This is a genomic window from Pseudomonas sp. S3_B11, from assembly GCF_054667715.1.
Map to the genome: position 1 here is coordinate 5,438,575 of NZ_CP162749.1, position 18,519 is coordinate 5,457,093.

At 62.0% G+C, this 18,519-nt stretch carries 13 protein-coding genes; 1 reads left to right on the forward strand and 12 read right to left on the reverse strand.

Translation table 11 applies throughout. The features are described from left to right. Positions 1 to 107: 107 nt before the first annotated feature. Complete coding sequence (locus AB4O22_RS24395; RefSeq protein WP_460097344.1) at positions 108 to 998, reverse strand: LysR family transcriptional regulator; 891 nt, start codon at positions 996 to 998, stop codon at positions 108 to 110. 140 nt (positions 999 to 1,138) lie between these two features. Between AB4O22_RS24395 and AB4O22_RS24400 the strand changes: the two genes are divergently transcribed. Then, the gene (locus AB4O22_RS24400) at positions 1,139 to 2,395 is read left to right on the forward strand and encodes an MFS transporter (protein WP_411740619.1); all 1,257 of its coding nucleotides are present in this window, start codon (positions 1,139 to 1,141) and stop codon (positions 2,393 to 2,395) included. Between the two features lie 158 nt (positions 2,396 to 2,553). Here the strand turns inward: AB4O22_RS24400 and hemE are convergent, their stop codons facing one another. From hemE to AB4O22_RS24455, 11 genes are all read right to left on the reverse strand, one after another. Then, positions 2,554 to 3,621: a uroporphyrinogen decarboxylase gene (gene hemE / locus AB4O22_RS24405; protein WP_223471049.1), complete on the reverse strand. Its 1,068-nt coding sequence runs from the start codon at positions 3,619 to 3,621 to the stop codon at positions 2,554 to 2,556. Positions 3,622 to 3,885: 264 nt separating this feature from the next. Further along, the gene (locus AB4O22_RS24410) at positions 3,886 to 5,304 is read right to left on the reverse strand and encodes an FAD-dependent oxidoreductase (RefSeq protein WP_003196992.1); all 1,419 of its coding nucleotides are present in this window, start codon (positions 5,302 to 5,304) and stop codon (positions 3,886 to 3,888) included. A gap of 33 nt (positions 5,305 to 5,337) precedes the next feature. Continuing rightward, the gene (gltB, locus tag AB4O22_RS24415; RefSeq protein ID WP_223471050.1) at positions 5,338 to 9,786 is read right to left on the reverse strand and encodes a glutamate synthase large subunit; all 4,449 of its coding nucleotides are present in this window, start codon (positions 9,784 to 9,786) and stop codon (positions 5,338 to 5,340) included. Between the two features lie 350 nt (positions 9,787 to 10,136). Beyond that, a complete protein-coding gene (locus tag AB4O22_RS24420) occupies positions 10,137 to 11,717 on the reverse strand; it encodes an AAA family ATPase (RefSeq protein ID WP_003196987.1) in 1,581 nt (526 codons plus the stop codon). A 9-nt stretch (positions 11,718 to 11,726) separates the two neighbouring features. Then, positions 11,727 to 12,827, reverse strand: a complete 1,101-nt coding sequence (gene aroB / locus AB4O22_RS24425; RefSeq protein ID WP_223471052.1) for a 3-dehydroquinate synthase — start codon at positions 12,825 to 12,827, stop codon at positions 11,727 to 11,729. Positions 12,828 to 12,975: 148 nt separating this feature from the next. After that, positions 12,976 to 13,494, reverse strand: a complete 519-nt coding sequence (gene aroK / locus AB4O22_RS24430) for a shikimate kinase AroK (RefSeq protein WP_003196983.1) — start codon at positions 13,492 to 13,494, stop codon at positions 12,976 to 12,978. Positions 13,495 to 13,498: 4 nt separating this feature from the next. Next, positions 13,499 to 15,589, reverse strand: coding sequence for a type IV pilus secretin PilQ (gene pilQ / locus AB4O22_RS24435; protein ID WP_460097345.1), 2,091 nt, complete (start codon positions 15,587 to 15,589; stop codon positions 13,499 to 13,501). A gap of 13 nt (positions 15,590 to 15,602) precedes the next feature. Beyond that, on the reverse strand, positions 15,603 to 16,130 hold the full coding sequence (locus tag AB4O22_RS24440; protein WP_003196979.1) for a pilus assembly protein PilP: 528 nt from the start codon (positions 16,128 to 16,130) through the stop codon (positions 15,603 to 15,605). Further along, complete coding sequence (gene pilO, locus AB4O22_RS24445; RefSeq protein WP_003196977.1) at positions 16,127 to 16,750, reverse strand: type 4a pilus biogenesis protein PilO; 624 nt, start codon at positions 16,748 to 16,750, stop codon at positions 16,127 to 16,129. Before pilO ends, AB4O22_RS24440 begins: the two co-directional genes overlap by 4 nt. After that, a complete protein-coding gene (locus tag AB4O22_RS24450; protein WP_460097346.1) occupies positions 16,747 to 17,313 on the reverse strand; it encodes a PilN domain-containing protein in 567 nt (188 codons plus the stop codon). The genes pilO and AB4O22_RS24450 overlap by 4 nt, the downstream gene beginning before the upstream one ends. After that, positions 17,313 to 18,377 carry a pilus assembly protein PilM gene (locus AB4O22_RS24455; protein ID WP_003196973.1) on the reverse strand — a complete coding sequence of 355 codons (1,065 nt, stop codon included), beginning with the start codon at positions 18,375 to 18,377 and terminating at the stop codon, positions 17,313 to 17,315. The genes AB4O22_RS24450 and AB4O22_RS24455 overlap by 1 nt, the downstream gene beginning before the upstream one ends. Positions 18,378 to 18,519 lie beyond the last annotated feature (142 nt).

The window sequence follows — 18,519 nt, forward strand, 5'->3', positions numbered from 1 at the left end:
CACCGACGATCAAGGGTGGGAGCGAGCTTGCTCGCGATGGCGTCGGCACATCCAATATCTGCATCGCGATCAAGCTCGCTCCCACAGGCGTTTTTCCGCTTGACCCGCTACTCGGTATTGCCAGTCAACAACGCCACAAACGCCGCCGCCATCGGCGAACGCTGGTCCTTGCGCTGGACCAGCCACACCGCCGACACCGCCGCAGGATCGAGTAGCGGTCTATAGACCACCCCATCGATACGCATGCGCTGGTAAGACGCCGGCAATACCGAGACACCCAGCCCCGCCGCCACCAAGCCGATGATGGTCATGGCTTCGCCGGCTTCCTGGGCGAAGTGCGGGCTGAAGCCGGCGTCGCGGGCCAGGTTCAGGAGCTGGGCGTAGAGGCCGCTGCCGTAGCTGCGGGGGAAGAACACGAACGGCTCCTGGGCCAAGGCCGAGAGGAACAGTCCATCTTCATTGCCCTGGGCCAGGGGATGCTTGGCACTGAGCACGGCTACCAGCGGTTCGCGGCTGAGTTCGATTTCCGCCAAGGAATCGGGCAACGGCAAGGGTCGCATGATGCCCACCTCGATCTCTTCGTCCACCAGTGCGTCGGCCACTTGGGTACTGCTCATTTCCCGCAGGTTCAGGTGCACCGCAGGGAAGCGTTGCCGGAATGAAAAAATCGCCTGGGGGATGGTGGAGTTGAAAGGCGCCGAGGAGGTGAAGCCGATTTTCAGCTCGCCCAACTCCCCCAGTTGGGCGCGGCGGGCGATGTCGGCGGCTTTATCGACCTGGACCAATACCCGTCGCGCTTCTTCAAGGAACAACCGTCCGGCCTCGCTCAATTCGACCCGACGATTGGTACGCTCGAACAACCGTGCGCCAATCTCCTGCTCCAGCGCCTGGATCTGCTGGCTCAAGGGCGGCTGGGAGATGCCCAGGGCCAGCGCGGCACGGCCGAAATGCAGTTCTTCGGCAACGGCGATGAAGTAACGCAGGTGTCGCAATTCCATGGGCAATCCAATAGGTCGTATAACGTCTTAAACAGGTCGAACAATATATTGGATAGAATCATTAGCCGGCTATATGCTTTTTTCATTGCCTGCCAGAACGTGCCCTTGCGAGGTCCACCGTGAAAACTGCTGTCGCTCCACTGACCCATGAAATCCCGCCGCGTGTGCAGGATGATGTCGTCGCCGAACTCAAGGACATCTATATCGAGAAGGGCACGCCGATGTTCATGCGCACGGTGCTGGCGCTGTTCAGCGGTGGCTTTGCGACCTTTGCCCTGCTGTATTGCGTGCAACCGATGATGCCGCTGTTGTCCAAGGAATTTTCCATCAACGCGGCGCAGAGCAGCCTGATCCTGTCGGTGGCGACCGGCCTGCTCGCCATCGGCCTGTTGATCACCGGCCCGATTTCCGACCGCATCGGACGCAAGCCGGTGATGGTCGCGGCGCTGTTCGCCGCCTCGGCGTGTACGATTGCCAGCGCCATGATGCCGACCTGGCAGGGTGTATTGCTGCTACGTGCCTTGGTGGGGCTGTCGTTGAGCGGGTTGGCAGCGGTCGCGATGACGTATTTGAGCGAAGAAATCCATCCCAAGCACATCGGCCTGGCGATGGGGTTGTACATCGCCGGCAACGCCATCGGCGGCATGTGCGGACGCCTGATCACCGGGGTCTTGATCGACTTTGTCAGCTGGCACACCGCGATGCTGGTGATTGGCGGCCTGGCGCTGATCGCGGCAGCGGTGTTCTGGAGAATCCTGCCTGAGTCACGCAACTTCCGTCCTCGTTCGCTGCACCCGCGCAGCCTGCTGGACGGCTTCACCATGCACTTTCGCGACGCCGGCTTGCCGCTGCTGTTTCTTGAAGCTTTCGTATTGATGGGCGCGTTCGTGACGCTGTTCAACTACATCGGCTACCGCCTGCTGGCCGAGCCTTATCACTTGGACCAGGCCTTTGTCGGGTTGCTGTCGGTGGTGTACCTGTCGGGCATCTACAGCTCGGCAAAAGTCGGTGCACTGGCGGACAGGCTCGGCCGACGCAAAATGCTCTGGGCGACCATTGCACTGATGCTGGCCGGCCTCACGCTGACCATGGCCACCCCGCTGTGGCTGGTAGTGCTGGGCATGCTGGTGTTCACCTTCGGTTTCTTCGGCGCCCACTCGGTCGCCAGCAGTTGGATCGGCCGCCGCGCCCTCAAGGCCAAGGGCCAGGCTTCGTCACTTTATCTGTTCAGCTATTACGCCGGATCCAGCGTTGCGGGTACGGCGGGCGGTGTGGCCTGGCACCTGGGCGGGTGGAACGGTGTCGGCTTGTTCATCGGTGGCTTGCTGGTGGTCGCATTGTGGGTGGCGGTGAAGCTGGCGAAATTACCGTTGCTGCCGGGGAATGTGCAGGTTTAAGCCATCACGACTTCACGACCCAACCAGGGACAGCGTGGACCCTTTGTGGCGAGGGAACTTGCTCCCGCTGGGTGGCGCAGGCGCCGGAAACATCAACGACCGGGCAATAAAAAGCCTGTCCGACACGAGGCCGGACAGGCTGGGTGACAGGGTTGCAATCAGACGTGATATTGCGCCGACAACTCATGCACCGCCCGCAGGAAGGCACCGGCGTGTTCGGGGTCGACTTCCGGGGTAATGCCATGGCCTAGGTTGAACACGTGGCCGCTGCCGCTGCCATAGCTGGCCAGGATACGCCCGACTTCAGCACGAATGGCGTCAGGCTTGGCGTAGAGCACGGTCGGGTCCATGTTGCCTTGCAGGGCGACCTTGTGACCGACGCGCTCGCGAGCGTTGCCAATGTCGCAGGTCCAATCCAGGCCCAGGGCGTCGGCGCCGACATCGGCGATGCTTTCCAGCCACAGGCCACCGTTCTTGGTGAACAGGATCACCGGGACTTTGCGCCCCTCGTGCTCGCGGATCAGGCCGCTGACGATCTTGCGCATGTAGGCCAGGGAGAATTCCTGGTACGCCGCCGCCGACAGGTTGCCGCCCCAGGTGTCGAAGATCTGTACCGCTTGCGCACCGGCCAGGATCTGGCCGTTGAGGTAGGACGTGACCGACTGGGCCAGTTTGTCCAGCAACAGGTGCATGGCCTGCGGGTTGTCGTAGAGCATTGCCTTGGTCTTGCGAAAGTCCTTCGACGAGCCGCCTTCGACCATGTAGGTGGCCAGGGTCCATGGGCTGCCAGAGAAACCGATCAGCGGCACACGACCATTGAGCTCGCGGCGAATGGTGCTGACTGCGTCCATGACGTAGCCCAGGTCTTTCTGCGGATCTGGGATCGGCAGGGCCTCGATGTCGGCCAGGGTGCTGATGACTTTCTTGAAGCGCGGGCCTTCGCCGGTCTCGAAGTACAGGCCTTGGCCCATGGCATCGGGAATAGTCAGGATGTCGGAGAACAGGATGGCCGCGTCCAGCTGCGGATACCGATCCAGCGGCTGCATCGTCACTTCGCAGGCGAACTGGGGGTTCATGCACAGGCTCATGAAGTCACCGGCCTTGGCGCGGCTGGCGCGGTACTCCGGCAGGTAGCGACCAGCCTGGCGCATCATCCACACCGGGGTGACGTCTACGGGTTGCTTGAGCAGGGCGCGAAGGAAACGGTCGTTCTTCAGGGCAGTCATGTCGGCATCCGGAAAAAAAGTGCGGGCATTTTCTCAGAGCGCGAGGCAAAAGGCACGGCAAGAGCCGTGCCTTTTATCTATCGGGGCAATTTGTCGCGGTGCAATGAAGTTCAGCAGCACCACAAAACAACTGTGGGAGCTTTTTTTGTGGGAGCAAGGCTTGCCCGCGATGAAGACACCGCGGTCTCTTGAGTACCGAGGCGCCTGGATCGCGAGCAAGCTTTGCTCCCACAAAGCTCGCCCACAGGTTTTTGTGTCGCTTGATCAGACTTGCAGGTAATCCAGGATCCCTTCCGCCGCATTGCGGCCTTCGAAGATCGCCGTCACCACCAGGTCGGAACCCCGGACCATGTCGCCACCGGCGAAGATCTTCGGGTTGCTGGTCTGGTGCTTGTACTGGCCCTGCTCTGGGGCCACGACGCGGCCCTGGCTATCGGTCTGGATGCTGAACTGCTCGAACCACGGCGCCGGGCTTGGGCGGAAGCCGAAGGCGATGACCACGGCGTCGGCCGGGATGATCTCTTCGGAACCGGGAATCGGCTCGGGGCTGCGGCGGCCACGGGCGTCCGGTTCGCCGAGACGGGTCTCGACCACCTTCACGCCTTCGACCTTGTCTTCACCGACAATGGCGATCGGTTGGCGGTTGTAGAGGAACTTCACGCCTTCTTCCTTGGCGTTCTTCACCTCTTTACGCGAACCGGGCATGTTGGCTTCGTCACGACGGTAGGCACAGGTCACCGACTTGGCGCCCTGGCGAATCGAGGTGCGGTTGCAGTCCATCGCCGTGTCGCCACCGCCGAGTACCACGACCTTCTTGCCTTTCATGTCGACGAAATCTTCCGGCGACTTTTCAAAGCCCAGGTTGCGGTTGACGTTGGCGATCAGGAAGTCGAGTGCGTCGTAGACGCCTGGCAGGTCCTCACCGGCAAAGCCGCCCTTCATGTAGGTGTAGGTGCCCATGCCCATGAATACCGCATCGTATTCTTCGAGCAGTTGCTCCATGGTCACGTCCTTGCCCACCTCGGTGTTCAGGCGGAACTCGATGCCCATGCCGGTGAAGACTTCGCGACGATTGCTCAGCACAGTCTTTTCCAGCTTGAACTCGGGAATGCCAAAGGTCAGCAGACCGCCGATTTCCGGGTTCTTGTCGAACACCACCGGGGTCACGCCACCACGCACCAGCACATCGGCACAGCCCAGGCCCGCCGGGCCGGCACCGATGATCGCCACGCGCTTGCCGGTCGGCTTGACCTTGGACATGTCCGGACGCCAGCCCATGGCAAACGCGGTGTCGGTGATGTACTTCTCCACCGAACCGATGGTCACCGCGCCAAAACCGTCGTTGAGGGTGCACGCACCTTCGCACAGACGATCCTGCGGGCACACCCGGCCGCAGACTTCCGGCAGGGTGTTGGTCTGGTGGGACAGCTCGGCGGCCTGGAGGATGTTGCCCTCGGCCACCAGTTTCAGCCAGTTGGGAATGAAGTTGTGCACCGGGCACTTCCACTCGCAATACGGATTACCGCAGCCCAGGCAGCGGTGGGCCTGGTCGGCCGACTGCTGGGGTTTGAAAGGTTCGTAGATTTCCACGAACTCTTTCTTGCGTTGACGCAACAGTTTCTTCTTCGGATCCTTGCGCCCGACATCGATGAACTGGAAGTCGTTATTCAGACGTTCAGCCATTGTTAAAACCTCATCAAACTCTTCAGGCGCATATCACTGCGGGTTGGCACGAGTGCTGGAAAGCAACGATTTCAGGTTGGCAGCCTTGGGCTTGACCAGCCAGAAACGGCGCAAGTAGTCATCGAGGTTCTCGGCGAGTTCACGACCCCACTCGCTGTCGGTTTCCGCGACGTACTCGTTCAGCACGTTTTGCAGGTGGCTGCGATAGGCTTCCATCGCCTCGCCGCTGATCCGCTGGATTTCCACCAGTTCGTGGTTGACCCGGTCAACGAAGGTGTTGTCCTGGTCGAGCACGTAGGCGAAACCGCCGGTCATGCCAGAGCCGAAGTTATAACCGGTCTTGCCCAGCACGCAGACAAAACCACCGGTCATGTACTCGCAGCAGTGATCGCCGGTGCCTTCCACCACAGTGTGGGCCCCGGAGTTACGCACGGCAAAACGCTCGCCTGCGGTGCCGGCGGCGAACAGCTTGCCGCCCGTGGCGCCGTAGAGGCAGGTGTTGCCGATGATGGCACTGTCCTGGGTCTTGTAGACGCTGCCCTTGGGCGGAACGATGACCAGCTTGCCACCGGTCATGCCCTTGCCCACGTAGTCGTTGGCATCGCCTTCCAGGTACATGTTCAGGCCACCGGCGTTCCAGACGCCGAAGCTCTGGCCTGCGGTGCCTTTGAAGCGGAAGGTGACCGGCGCCTTGGCCATGCCCTGGTTGCCGTGCTTGCGCGCGATTTCGCCGGAGATCCGAGCGCCGATGGAACGGTCGCAGTTGCAGATGTCCAGGTCGAACTCGGCACCGCTCAGGTCGTTGATCGCCGCAGCGGCCATGTCGACCATCTTCTCGGCCAGCTCCCCCTTGTCGAACGGCGGGTTGCGGTCGACCTGGCAGAACTGTGGCTTGTCTGCCGGAATGAGATCGCTGCCCAACAACGGGGTCAGGTCCAGGTGTTGCTGCTTGGCGGTCTGGCCTTCGATCACTTCCAGCAGATCGGTACGGCCGATCAGCTCTTCAAGCGAGCGCACGCCCAGCTTCGCCAGCCACTCACGGGTCTCTTCGGCCACGTAGGTGAAGAAGTTCACCACCATGTCGACGGTACCGATGTAGTGGTCCTTGCGCAGCTTGTCGTTCTGGGTCGCCACGCCGGTGGCGCAGTTGTTCAGGTGGCAGATGCGCAGGTATTTGCAGCCCAGGGCGATCATCGGCGCGGTACCGAAGCCGAAGCTCTCGGCGCCGAGGATGGCGGCCTTGATCACGTCCAGGCCGGTTTTCAGGCCACCGTCGGTCTGCACCCGGACCTTGCCGCGCAAATCGTTGCCGCGCAGGGTCTGGTGGGTTTCAGCCAGGCCCAGTTCCCACGGCGCGCCAGCGTACTTGATCGAGGTCAGCGGCGATGCGCCGGTGCCGCCGTCGTAGCCGGAGATGGTGATCAGGTCGGCATAGGCCTTGGCCACGCCGGCCGCGATGGTGCCAACGCCCGCTTCCGCCACCAGTTTCACCGAGACCAGCGCCTTCGGGTTCACCTGCTTGAGGTCGAAGATCAGTTGCGACAAGTCTTCGATCGAGTAGATGTCGTGGTGCGGCGGTGGCGAGATCAGGGTCACGCCAGGTACCGCGTAGCGCAGCTTGGCGATCAGGCCGTTGACCTTGCCGCCGGGCAACTGGCCGCCTTCGCCGGGCTTGGCGCCCTGGGCAACCTTGATCTGCAGCACTTCAGCGTTGACCAGGTATTCCGGCGTCACACCGAAGCGGCCGGTTGCCACCTGCTTGATTTTCGAACTCTTGATGGTGCCGTAGCGCGCCGGGTCTTCGCCGCCTTCACCGGAGTTGGAACGCGCACCGAGGCGGTTCATGGCTTCGGCCAGGGCTTCGTGGGCTTCCGGGGACAAGGCGCCCAGGGAAATACCGGCCGAATCGAAGCGCTTGAGCACCGATTCCAGCGGCTCTATTTCACTGATGTCCAGCGGCGTGTCGAGGGTCTTGACCTTGAGCAGGTCGCGAATCATCGACACCGGACGGTTGTCCACCAGCGAGGTGTATTCCTTGAACTTGCTGTAGTCGCCCTGCTGCACGGCGGCTTGCAAGGTGCTGACCACGTCCGGGTTATAGGCGTGGTACTCGCCACCATGGACGAACTTCAACAGGCCGCCTTGCTGGATCGGCTTGCGCGGGCTCCAGGCTTCGGCAGCCAGGGCTTTCTGTTCGGCTTCGATGTCGACGAAACGCGCACCTTTGATGCGGCTCGGCACGCCACGGAAGCTCAGCTCGCAGACTTCTTCCGACAGGCCGATGGCCTCGAACAGTTGCGCGCCACGGTACGAGGCGATGGTCGAGATACCCATCTTCGACAGGATCTTGAGCAGGCCCTTGGTGATGCCCTTGCGGTAGTTCTTGAACACCTCGTAGAGGTCGCCCAGCACTTCACCGGTACGGATCAGGTCGCCCAGCACTTCATAGGCCAGGAACGGATACACCGCCGAGGCACCGAAACCGATCAGCACCGCGAAGTGATGCGGATCGCGGGCGGTGGCGGTTTCCACCAGGATGTTGGAGTCGCAGCGCAGGCCTTTTTCGGTCAGGCGATGGTGCACCGCGCCGGTGGCCAGCGAGGCATGGATCGGCAGCTTGCCCGGCGCGATGTGACGGTCGCTCAGCACGATCTGGGTACGACCGGCGCGCGCGGCTTCTTCAGCCTGATCGGCAACGTTGCGGATCGCCGCTTCCAGGCCGACGCTTTCGTCGTAGTTCAGGTCGATGACCTGGCGCGCAAAGCCTGGGCGGTCGAGGTTGGTCAACGAGCGCCACTTGGCCGGGGAAATGACCGGCGAGCTGAGGATCACCCGCGAGGCGTGTTCCGGCGACTCCTGGAAAATGTTGCGCTCGGCACCGAGGCAGATTTCCAGGGACATCACGATCGCTTCGCGCAGTGGGTCGATCGGTGGGTTGGTCACCTGGGCGAACTGCTGGCGGAAATAGTCGTACGGCGTGCGCACGCGCTGCGACAGCACGGCCATCGGCGTGTCATCACCCATGGAGCCGACCGCTTCGTAACCCTGCTCGCCGAGCGGACGCAGCACCTGGTCACGCTCTTCGAACGTCACCTGGTACATCTTCATGTACTGCTTGAGCTGGTCGACGTCGTAGAACGCCGAGCCGTGGTCGTTGTCTTCCATGGTCGCCTGGATGCGCAGGGCATTCTTGCGCAGCCATTGTTTGTACGGATGACGGGACTTGAGGCGGTTGTCGATGGCGTCGGTGTCGAGGATCTGGCCGGTCTCGGTGTCCACGGCAAAGATCTGGCCCGGGCCTACGCGGCCCTTGGCGACGACGTCTTCAGGCTGATAGTTCCAGACGCCGATTTCCGACGCCAGGGTGATGAACCCGTTGGTGGTGGTGACCCAACGCGCCGGACGCAGGCCGTTACGGTCCAGCAGGCACACAGCGTAGCGACCGTCGGTCATGACGATACCGGCCGGGCCATCCCACGGTTCCATGTGCATGGAGTTGTATTCGTAGAAGGCGCGCAGGTCCGGGTCCATGGTCTCGACGTTCTGCCATGCTGGCGGCACGAGCATGCGCACACCACGGAACAGGTCGATACCACCGGTCACCATCAGTTCCAGCATGTTGTCCATGCTCGAGGAGTCCGAGCCCACGCGGTTGACCAGCGGGCCGAGTTCTTCAAGGTCGGGCATCAGGTCGTTGGCGAACTTGGTGCGACGGGCCACGGCCCAGTTGCGGTTGCCGGTGATGGTGTTGATCTCGCCGTTGTGGGCGAGGAAGCGGAATGGCTGGGCCAGCGGCCATTTCGGCAGGGTGTTGGTGGAGAAGCGCTGGTGGAACACGCAGATCGCGGTTTTCAGGCGCTCGTCGCTCAGGTCCGGATAGAAGGCGGTGAGGTCCGCCGGCATCATCAGGCCTTTGTAGATAATGGTCTTGTGGGAAAAGCTGCAGATGTAGTGATCGGTGTCGGCGGCATTGGCCACGGACGAACGACGACGGGAACTGAACAGCTTGATCGACATGTCCTGGTCGCTCAGGCCTTCGCCGGCGATGAACACCTGTTCGATCTGCGGCAGGCGCTCGAGCGCCAGACGGCCGAGGACACTGGTGTCGATCGGCACTTTGCGCCAGCCTACCAGTTGCAGGCCGGCGGCCAGGATCTCGCGATTCATGTTCTCGCGAGCCGCTTGGGCCTTCACCGGATCCTGGTTGAAGAACACCATGCCCACGGCGTACTGCTTGGGCAGGGTCACGCCAAACGTTTCCTGGGCAATGGCACGCAGGAACTCGTCGGGTTTTTGAATCAGCAAGCCACAACCGTCGCCGGTCTTGCCGTCGGCGTTGATCCCACCACGGTGGGTCATGCAGGTCAGGGCCTCAATGGCCGTTTGCAAAAGGGTGTGGCTGGGCTCGCCCTGCATATGAGCTATCAGGCCGAAACCGCAGTTATCCTTGAATTCATCTGGTTGGTACAGACCTGCTTTCATAGACACTTTCTCACCAGGCTGCCTCTAATCGAGGCAAATTTCTTTTCAATTCAACCAGTTGCATGCCGCGCCGAACGTACGCCAGCTTTGCGGGGGCAAAAGGGAGGTCATTGTACACACCGACACAGAGGCTCACAAATTTGACGACGAACTGTCGCAAATCCATGTCGCATTTGTGAAAGGTTTAAAGCTATATGCTGTGCTAGTCAAAACTTTTTTGGGTTCGACCGCTACGACTCAAACACTACTGTGACGCAGACACCACAAGGCGCGCGGCCTGAAAGGTCGCCCGCCCCTGCGGAAATTTTGAGGTTGCCGGGAGAGGCGGCCTGGGTAAGGCCGCCGAATCTTCAGCGAGTTGCTGCCAGTTCCTGTTGGACGCTGGCGACAGTGCGAGGCCAAGGTTTACCAGCCTGAACCTTCGCTGGCAAGGCCTTGATGGCGGAAACGGCTGCATCACGGTTGGCAAAGCTGCCATAGGTGATGACATACAGCGGCTTGCCATTGAGGACTTTCTTGAAATAGCGGTACTCGCCGCCCTGCTCCTTGACGAAGTTCTGTGCCGCGGCTTCGGAACTGGTGCCGAGGATCTGCACTACGTAGTTGCCCGGTGCCTGGCCAGCGTACCAGCTACCGCCCGTGGCCTTGGCCGGAGCAGCAGGCTTGGCTGCGGGTGCGGGTGCTGGCGCCGCCGGCTTGGCAGGCGTTGGAACCGGGGCAGGCTTGGCGGTGGCCACCTGGGTGGGCGCCGGAGTCGGCTTGGCGGCCGGGGCAGGCGTCGGGGCAGGACCGGCGGGCACGCCCACAGGCGGTGCGGTGGTGGTCACGGTCGGCGGCACGTCGCTGCTGTCGTCGACCGGTGGCGCTGCGCCGTCGTCGCCTTCGGTGATGCCACCGGCCGCTTCAGCCAGCGGACCGCGCATGACCGGTTGCGACTGGCCGACCAGCGGCAGTGGCATCGGCTGGGTGTTGCCGGCGAATTCCACTGCCGGCGCACCACCGTTGGGTTGCGGCGTCCCCTGGCCGAGAGGCAGTTGAGCCTGTTCGTTGGCAGGGGCACCCGTGGTGGGTGCCTTGGTGCGACCCGGCATCAGCCAGGCGGCGGCAACCGCGACCACGACGACGGCGGAAATTGCCAATACGTGTTTCTTCGGCATGTTGAACCCCATACTTGGACGCTTCACCGCTGAGCGGCTGGCAATCATGACTTCGATCAGAGCATCGCGGGCGACCTGGTTGATGTTGCCAGGCCAACCGTCGGCGCTTTCGTGAATCTCAGAGATCTGATCGGCGGTAAAAAGTTCGATACCCCGGCCCGCACCCTCAAGACGCTGGGCCAGGTATTCACGCGTTTCTTCCTCGGTGTAGGGCGCCAGCTCGATGACGTGGAAGCGCTCTTCCTCAAGATTCAATTGGTCCAGATCAGCGATCAGCGACGACTCGCCGAACAGGAACACATGAGGGCGACCCTCCGGCGCACCGGCCGCCAAGGCCAGCAGGGCCTCGAGGGCCGACTCGTCGAGTTGCTCGGCATCGTCCACCAGCAGATAGACTTCCTGCCCGGTCAGCGCCAGTTGCACGATCTGATCGAGAATTGCACCGACTTCGGCCTGCGCGACGTTCAGCGCCTGGGCCACCTGACGCAATATACCGGCTGCATCGCCGGCGCCACGGGCCGATACCACCACGCTTTGCACGGACTGCTTGTTGGTGCTGGCCACCAGCGCCTGGCGCAGCAAGGTCTTGCCGCTGCCCTGGGGACCGGTGACCACCAGCAGCAACTGGCTGTAGCGCGCCAGGTGATGCAACTGGCCCAGTACCGGCTTGCGCTGTGCAGGAAAGAACTTGAAGCCCGGGACCCGCGGTGCAAAAGGGTCATGACTCAATTGGAAATGGCCGAGGAAAGCCTCGTCGGCATGCAAACTAGTCATCGGATCTTATTAACCTTTAAGCTGAGCCAGGGCGCGGTAGTCCGCTCCCAGCGTGGCCTGTAGAACTTCTTTCGGATAATCGTCGGTCACCACCGCTTCGCCCATGTGGCGCAGCAGCACCAGACGCAGACGACCGTCGATCACTTTTTTGTCGATTGCCATGTGTTCAAGAAAATCCGCCTCGCTCATTTCCTCGGGCGGAACCACCGGCAACCCGGCGCGCTGGAACAGACGAATACCGCGATCACGCTCCTGTTCGTTGATCCAGCCCAGGCGCGCAGACATCTCCAGGGCCATGACCGTACCGGCCGCAACCGCTTCACCGTGCAGCCAGACACCATAGCCCATGTGGGTTTCGATGGCATGGCCGAAGGTGTGCCCCAAATTGAGGGTGGCGCGCACCCCCGACTCACGCTCATCGGCCCCCACCACGGCAGCCTTGGCGGCGCAGGAGCGTTCGATGGCGTAGGTCAGGGCCACTTGATCCAGTGCCCGCAGGCGGTCGACGTTCTCCTCGAGCCAGCCCAGGAACGGCTCGTCGCAGATCAGCCCGTACTTGATGACTTCCGCCAGCCCCGCAGACAGTTCGCGGGCCGGCAAGGTATTGAGGGTGGCGGTGTCGATCAGCACTACGTTGGGCTGATAGAAAGCACCGACCATGTTCTTGCCCAGCGGATGGTTGATCCCGGTCTTGCCGCCCACCGACGAGTCGACCTGCGACAGCAGCGTGGTGGGGATCTGGATGAAATCGACGCCGCGCTGATAGCAGGCGGCTGCAAAACCGGCCATGTCGCCGATCACACCGCCACCCAAGGCAACCACCGTGGTGCGGCGATCGTGGCGCGCAGTCAGCAGACCATCGAAAATAAGTTGCAGGGTTTCCCAGTTCTTGAAGGCTTCGCCGTCGGGCAATACCACGGAAATGACCGAGAAGGCCGACAGGCTGCGGGTCAGACGTTCCAGATACAGGGGCGCGACGGTTTCATTGGAAATGATCGCCACCTGCCGCCCGGCGATATGCGGCGCCAGCAGTTCGGGCTGGTCCAGCAAGCCTTCGCCAATATGAATCGGGTAGCTGCGCTCGCCCAGGTCGACCTTAAGTGTCTGCATGTGTCCCCACAGTGAAGATGGAATCAGGCGTCCTGCCTGCAATTAACGAAAGTCCACGGTGCTTGTTCTGACGCCAGTTAATGGCCATCCGCCACGCCCCAGGCGGGCCATGACGGGACGTCGAGAATAGCGCATTTCGCCAGGCGCATTAACGGGGAGGCAGTTGCTGAAGGCGATCGAGAATGTCCAGCACCACCATCCGCGGCGGCCGCTCGTCGGTTTCCACCACCAGGTCGGCGATCTCCCGATACAGCGGATCACGCAGCTCCAGGAGGTCGCGCAGGGTCTTGGCCGGGTCGGCGGTGCGCAACAACGGGCGGTTGCGATCCCGAGCGGTGCGACCCACCTGCTGCTCGACAGAAGCATGCAGATAGACCACTCGTCCGCCGGCATGCAGCGCCCGACGATTGGCTTCGCGCATCACCGCGCCGCCACCGGTGGCGAGCACCACGCCATCGAACGCGCACAGCTCGGCGATCATCGCCTGCTCACGGTCACGAAAGCCCGGTTCGCCTTCCTTGTCGAAAATCCATGGGATATTGGCACCCGTGCGCAATTCAATTTCCTTGTCGGAATCTTTGAACGGCAGGCGCAGCTCTTTGGCCAGCAAACGGCCGATGGTGCTTTTTCCAGCGCCCATCGGCCCAACAAGAATCAAATTTCGCACAGAATCAACGACTCACAGCAATCGCCTGGTTATTCATGATACGCGGAGTGAGGAACACCAGCAGCTCGGATTTTTTCTCCGAAACCACATCACGCCGGAAAAGGCGGCCAAGATACGGCACATCGCCAAGAAATGGCACCTTATCTACAACCTTGCTCTGAGTATTTGAGAAAACCCCGCCAATCACAATGGTCTCGCCGTCATTGACCAGGACCTTGGCGTTGACCTCGTTTTTCTTGATCGGCGGCACATCCTGCACCTTGTTCAGGTAGTCCGGTTCATCCTTGGTGACCTTGACCTCCATGATGATGCGGTTGTCCGGGGTGATCTGCGGGGTCACCTCCAGCGACAGCGAAGCCTCCTTGAACGACACCGACGTAGCGCCACTGGAGCTGGCTTCCTGATAAGGAATTTCCGTGCCCTTGAGGATCTTTGCCGTCTCCTTGTCGGACGTCACCACCTTGGGCTGGGAGACGATCTCCCCGTTGCCGGTTTTCTCCATGGCCGTCAGCTCAAGGTCCAGCAATACGTTGTCGGTGATGAACGCGATGCCGATGCCCGAGGTGTTGCCCGAGGTGCCCAGGTCGACGAACGGTTGGTTGGTGCTGGTGCTGCCCGGGGTGCCAATGGTGGTGGAAGTGCCGTTGGTGACCCCGGAGGAGTTCCAGTTGCCCTGGTTCTGTACCGAACCGCCCCAGCGCACGCCCAGGCTTTTATCGTAGTCGACGTTAGCTTCGACAATTCGCGCTTCGATCATCACCTGGCGCACCGGAATATCCAGTTGCGCCACGATCCGGCGCAGTTCGTCGAGGCGGTCCTGGGTCTGGTAGGCAATGATGTTGTTGGTTCGCTCATCGACCGTGATCGTGCCGCGCTCATCGGCCTTGGCCTCGGCACTGGTCACCGACTGGAACAACTTGGCGATGTCCGCCGCCTTCGCATAGTTGACCTGCAACAGCTCACGCCGCAGCGGCGCCAGGTCGGCAATCTGCTTCTGCGACTCCAGTTCCTGGCGCTCACGGGCGGCAATTTCATCGGCCGGAGCCACCAACAGCACGTTGCCGACCTTGCGCTTGTCCAACCCCTTGGTCTTGAGCACCAGGTCGAGCGCCTGGTCCCAGGGCACATTCTGCAACCGCAGGGTGATGCCACCCTGCACCGTGTCGCTGGCCACGAGGTTCAGGTTGGTAAAATCGGCAATCAGTTGCAGGACCGAACGCACCTCGATGTCCTGGAAGTTGAGCGAGAGCTTCTCGCCACTGTAGGCCGCGCGGTCGGCGTTGCGTTTTTGCAGGTCGTCGACGGTCATGGGCCGGACGCTGACGGTGAGCTTGTTGTCGGTCTGGTAGGTCGAGTAGTCGAAGGTGCCGCTGGGTTCGATGCTGATGGTCGCCCGGTCGCTGCCGGCGCTGGCATTGACGAATTGCACCGGGGTGGCGAAGTCCTTGACGTCCAGGCGCACCCGCAGCGGCTCGGGCAACTGGGTCCTGGCGAAATTGAGGATGATCTTGCCTTCGCGCTCCTGGATATCCGGGGCGATGGACGGGTCAGACAGGTCGATCACGACATTGCCTTCGCCCTGGGTCCCGCGCTGGAAATCCACTCCTCGGATCGCCTTGCCCACCGGCGCACTGGCCCTCGCAGGCGCAGCGCTGGCAACCGCCGGGCGGGGGGGCTGGGTGGTGGAGTTCTTCGGGGCGGCGGTCTTCGGGGCTACGCCCTTGCCAACCACCACGAACAGGTAGTTACCTTCGATCCGGGTGTCATACGGCGCCAGTTGGGTAAGGCCGATGATCAACCGAGTACGATCCCCAGCCTCGACCACAGTGGCGCTGCGTGCATTGCCCCCGCCCAGGTCGCGGCGCTTGCTGGAAAGTTGATTGGTCACGCCCGGCAGGTCCAGTGCAATCCGCGCCGGTTGTTCGGTGGTGTAGCCCCGCGGTGGCGGCGGCGGCCCGTCGAAGGAGAGCTTCAACTCGACACGGTCCCCCGGCAACGCCGCCACATCCAACGTCTTCAGGCTGGCCCCGAGAACCATCGGCGACAACAGCGCTATCCATAGCGAAATACCGAGGGCTGAAAAAAACCTGTTCATTGTTCGAGTTCCACTATGAATGCTCTTTCAAAGGAATGGTCCGTGGTCGCTCCAGCCAGGCACCCTCGCCATCGGGAACGATTTCGACCACATCGACCTGGGTGGCACTGATGTTGACGATCCGCCCGTCGTTGCGCCCCAGATAGTCACCGACCTTGAGCCGATGCACCCCGCCCGCGCCCCGCAGGAGCGCGAAGGAGCCACTGACGTTGGAGATCGTACCGACCATTTCAAACTGCTCGATGTTGAAGCCTTCCAGATACTGTTTGACCCGGTTCGGGTCGGGCCGGACGTTGCGCGAGCCCCGCTGCCGTTCGGCCTGGTCCACCCGGACCTGCCGGGAAAACGGGCTGCGCAGGTTGGCGGCACTGTAGGTAAAGGTTTCGTAGGGTCTGAACGTCGGCGTCGGCTCGATCTTGCCGGGTGGCCGCAGGCGCACTTCGTTCATGTAGGCGTCCAAATCACTGAAACCGTTGTCGTTACCGCAACCCGCCAGCGCGACCAGGCCTGCCAGCAGGCAGATGCGACACACCGGCCTCATGGTTGCGCCTCCTGCTCGTTGTACCGGTAGGTCTTGGCCTGGATGCTCATGCGCAGCTTCGCGCCAGCCTCGGGCTCCATCGGTGCGATCTCGAAGTCGTGCAGCGTGACAATCCGCGGCAGCCCCGCCACCCCACTGACGAACGTCGCCAGGTCATGGTAGCCGCCGGTCACGGTGATCTGGATCGGCAACTCGATGTAGAACGGCTGGGTGACCTCCGGCAGCAGCTTGATTTCCTCGAACTCCAGGCCGCTGCCCAGGCCGGTGCGAGTAATGTCCTCCAGCAGGCCCGGCACTTCGGTATCGCTGGGCAATTGCCGCAACAGCACACCAAAAGACGTTTCCATCTGTTTCATCTGCTCGGTGTAGCGCTCCAGGTTCGCGGCCATGTGGGCCTTGCCCGCGAATTGCGCCTTGAGGGTGTTTTCTTCCTCGCGCACCTGCTGCAACTGGTTCTCCAGGTCACTCAAGGCAAAGTTATAGCCCAGCCCCAGCACCAGGACCACCAGCAGGACCCCCGCCAGCCATTTGATCGGCGCGGGCCAGGAACCGATGTTGTTGGTGTCCAGGTCACTGAGATCGATCTTGCGCAGTGCGTCGAACCACTCCCCCGGTTTCATTGGGCGTCCTCCGCATCGGCCGGACGGGTCTGGCGAACCGTCAGCTGGAAGACATTGGCCTGGTCGAGCTGCCCAGCGGTGGTGGCCTTGACCTCCGTCAGGCTGGGCGTGTCGAACAGGTCCGACGAGTCCAGGTTGCGCATCAGGTCCGAGACCCGGTTGTTCGATTCCGCGGCCCCCTTGATCGAGAGCGTCCGGTCTTCCATCTTCACTTCGGTGAAATACACCCCGTCCGGCAGTGTCCGCACCAATTGGTCGAAGATGCGCCCGCTGACCGGCCGGTTACCTTGCAAGTCCTGGATGATGCGCATGCGCTCCAGCAATTGCTGGCGACGGGCCTTCAATTCGCTGATCTGCTTGATGCGTTCGTCCAGCACGGCGATCTGCTCGGAGAGATGGCTATTGCGAGCGACCTGGTGGTCGATGGCGCTGTCGAAGTACCGGACCGCGACCAGGACCACGCCGACCGCACCGACCAGCACACCCACCAAGGCCAGCAAAAAGCGTTTGCGCCGCTCTTCACGCAACTCTTCGCGCCAGGGAAGCAGGTTGATCCGCGCCATCAGTCGAAACTCCTGAGGGCCAGCCCACAGGCAATCATCAGTGCCGGCGCATCACCGGCCAGGGCGCCGGCATTGACCTTGCTGCTCAGGGCCATGTTGGTAAACGGGTTGGCTACCTGGGTCGGCGTGCCCAGGCGCTGCTCGATCAGCCGATCCAGGCCGGCGACCGAAGCCGTGCCCCCGGCCAGCAGAATGTGGTCCACCGCACTGTACTGGCCCGAGGCGAAGAAGAACTGCAAGGACCGCGAGACCTGCTGTACCAGGGCCTCGCGAAAAGGTTGCAGCACTTCGCTGAGATAGTCGTCCGGCAGGCCACCCTGCTTCTTTGCCTGGCCAGCCTGCTCGGGTGTCAGGCCATAGCGACGCTGAATTTCCTCGGTCAGTTGGCGGCCGCCAAACAACTGTTCGCGGGTATAGATGATGCGCCCGTTGTGCAGCACGCTGAGGGTGGTCATGGTGGCGCCGATGTCGACAACCGCCACCGTCAGCCGTTCCTGGGAGGCAGCCAGTTGCGTTGCGAGCAGGCCAAAAGCACGCTCCAGCGCATAAGCCTCCACATCGACCACCCGGGCCGTCAGCCCGGCGAGCGCCAATGCGGCCTCGCGGACCTCGACGTTTTCCTTGCGGCACGCCGCCAGCAGCACTTCGACGCGCTCGGCACTGCGTGGCGAAACACCCATCACTTCGAAATCGATGGCCACCTCATCCAGGGGATAGGGGATGTATTGATCGGCCTCGATCTTGAGCTGGTTTTCCATGTCATCGTCGGACAGGCCGGCGTCCATCTCGATGGTCTTGGTGATCACCGCCGAACCCGCCACCGCCACCGCCACGCTACGCAAGGGCGTCTTGGCCTTGGCCAACAGGCGCGACAACGCCTGCCCCACCCCTTCGAGCTCGGCGATGTTCTTCTCGACCACGGCGTTGGCTGGCAACGGTTCGACCGCGTAGGACTCGACGCGGTATCGATCGCCCTGGCGGCTCAACTCCAGCAGCTTCACCGACGTCGAACTGATGTCGATCCCCAGAAGCGCATGGGCTTTTTTATTGAAGAGTCGTAGCACTACCAATTCCCTATGACTATCCGTGAGTTACGGACTCTCTAATATGCATTGCGTTCAATCACACCGGTCCGACGGACGTCCGGATGGCATTCCCGACGAAAAAAAATGCTTATAATGCCCAGCGTTTTTTTTCGCTTTGTTG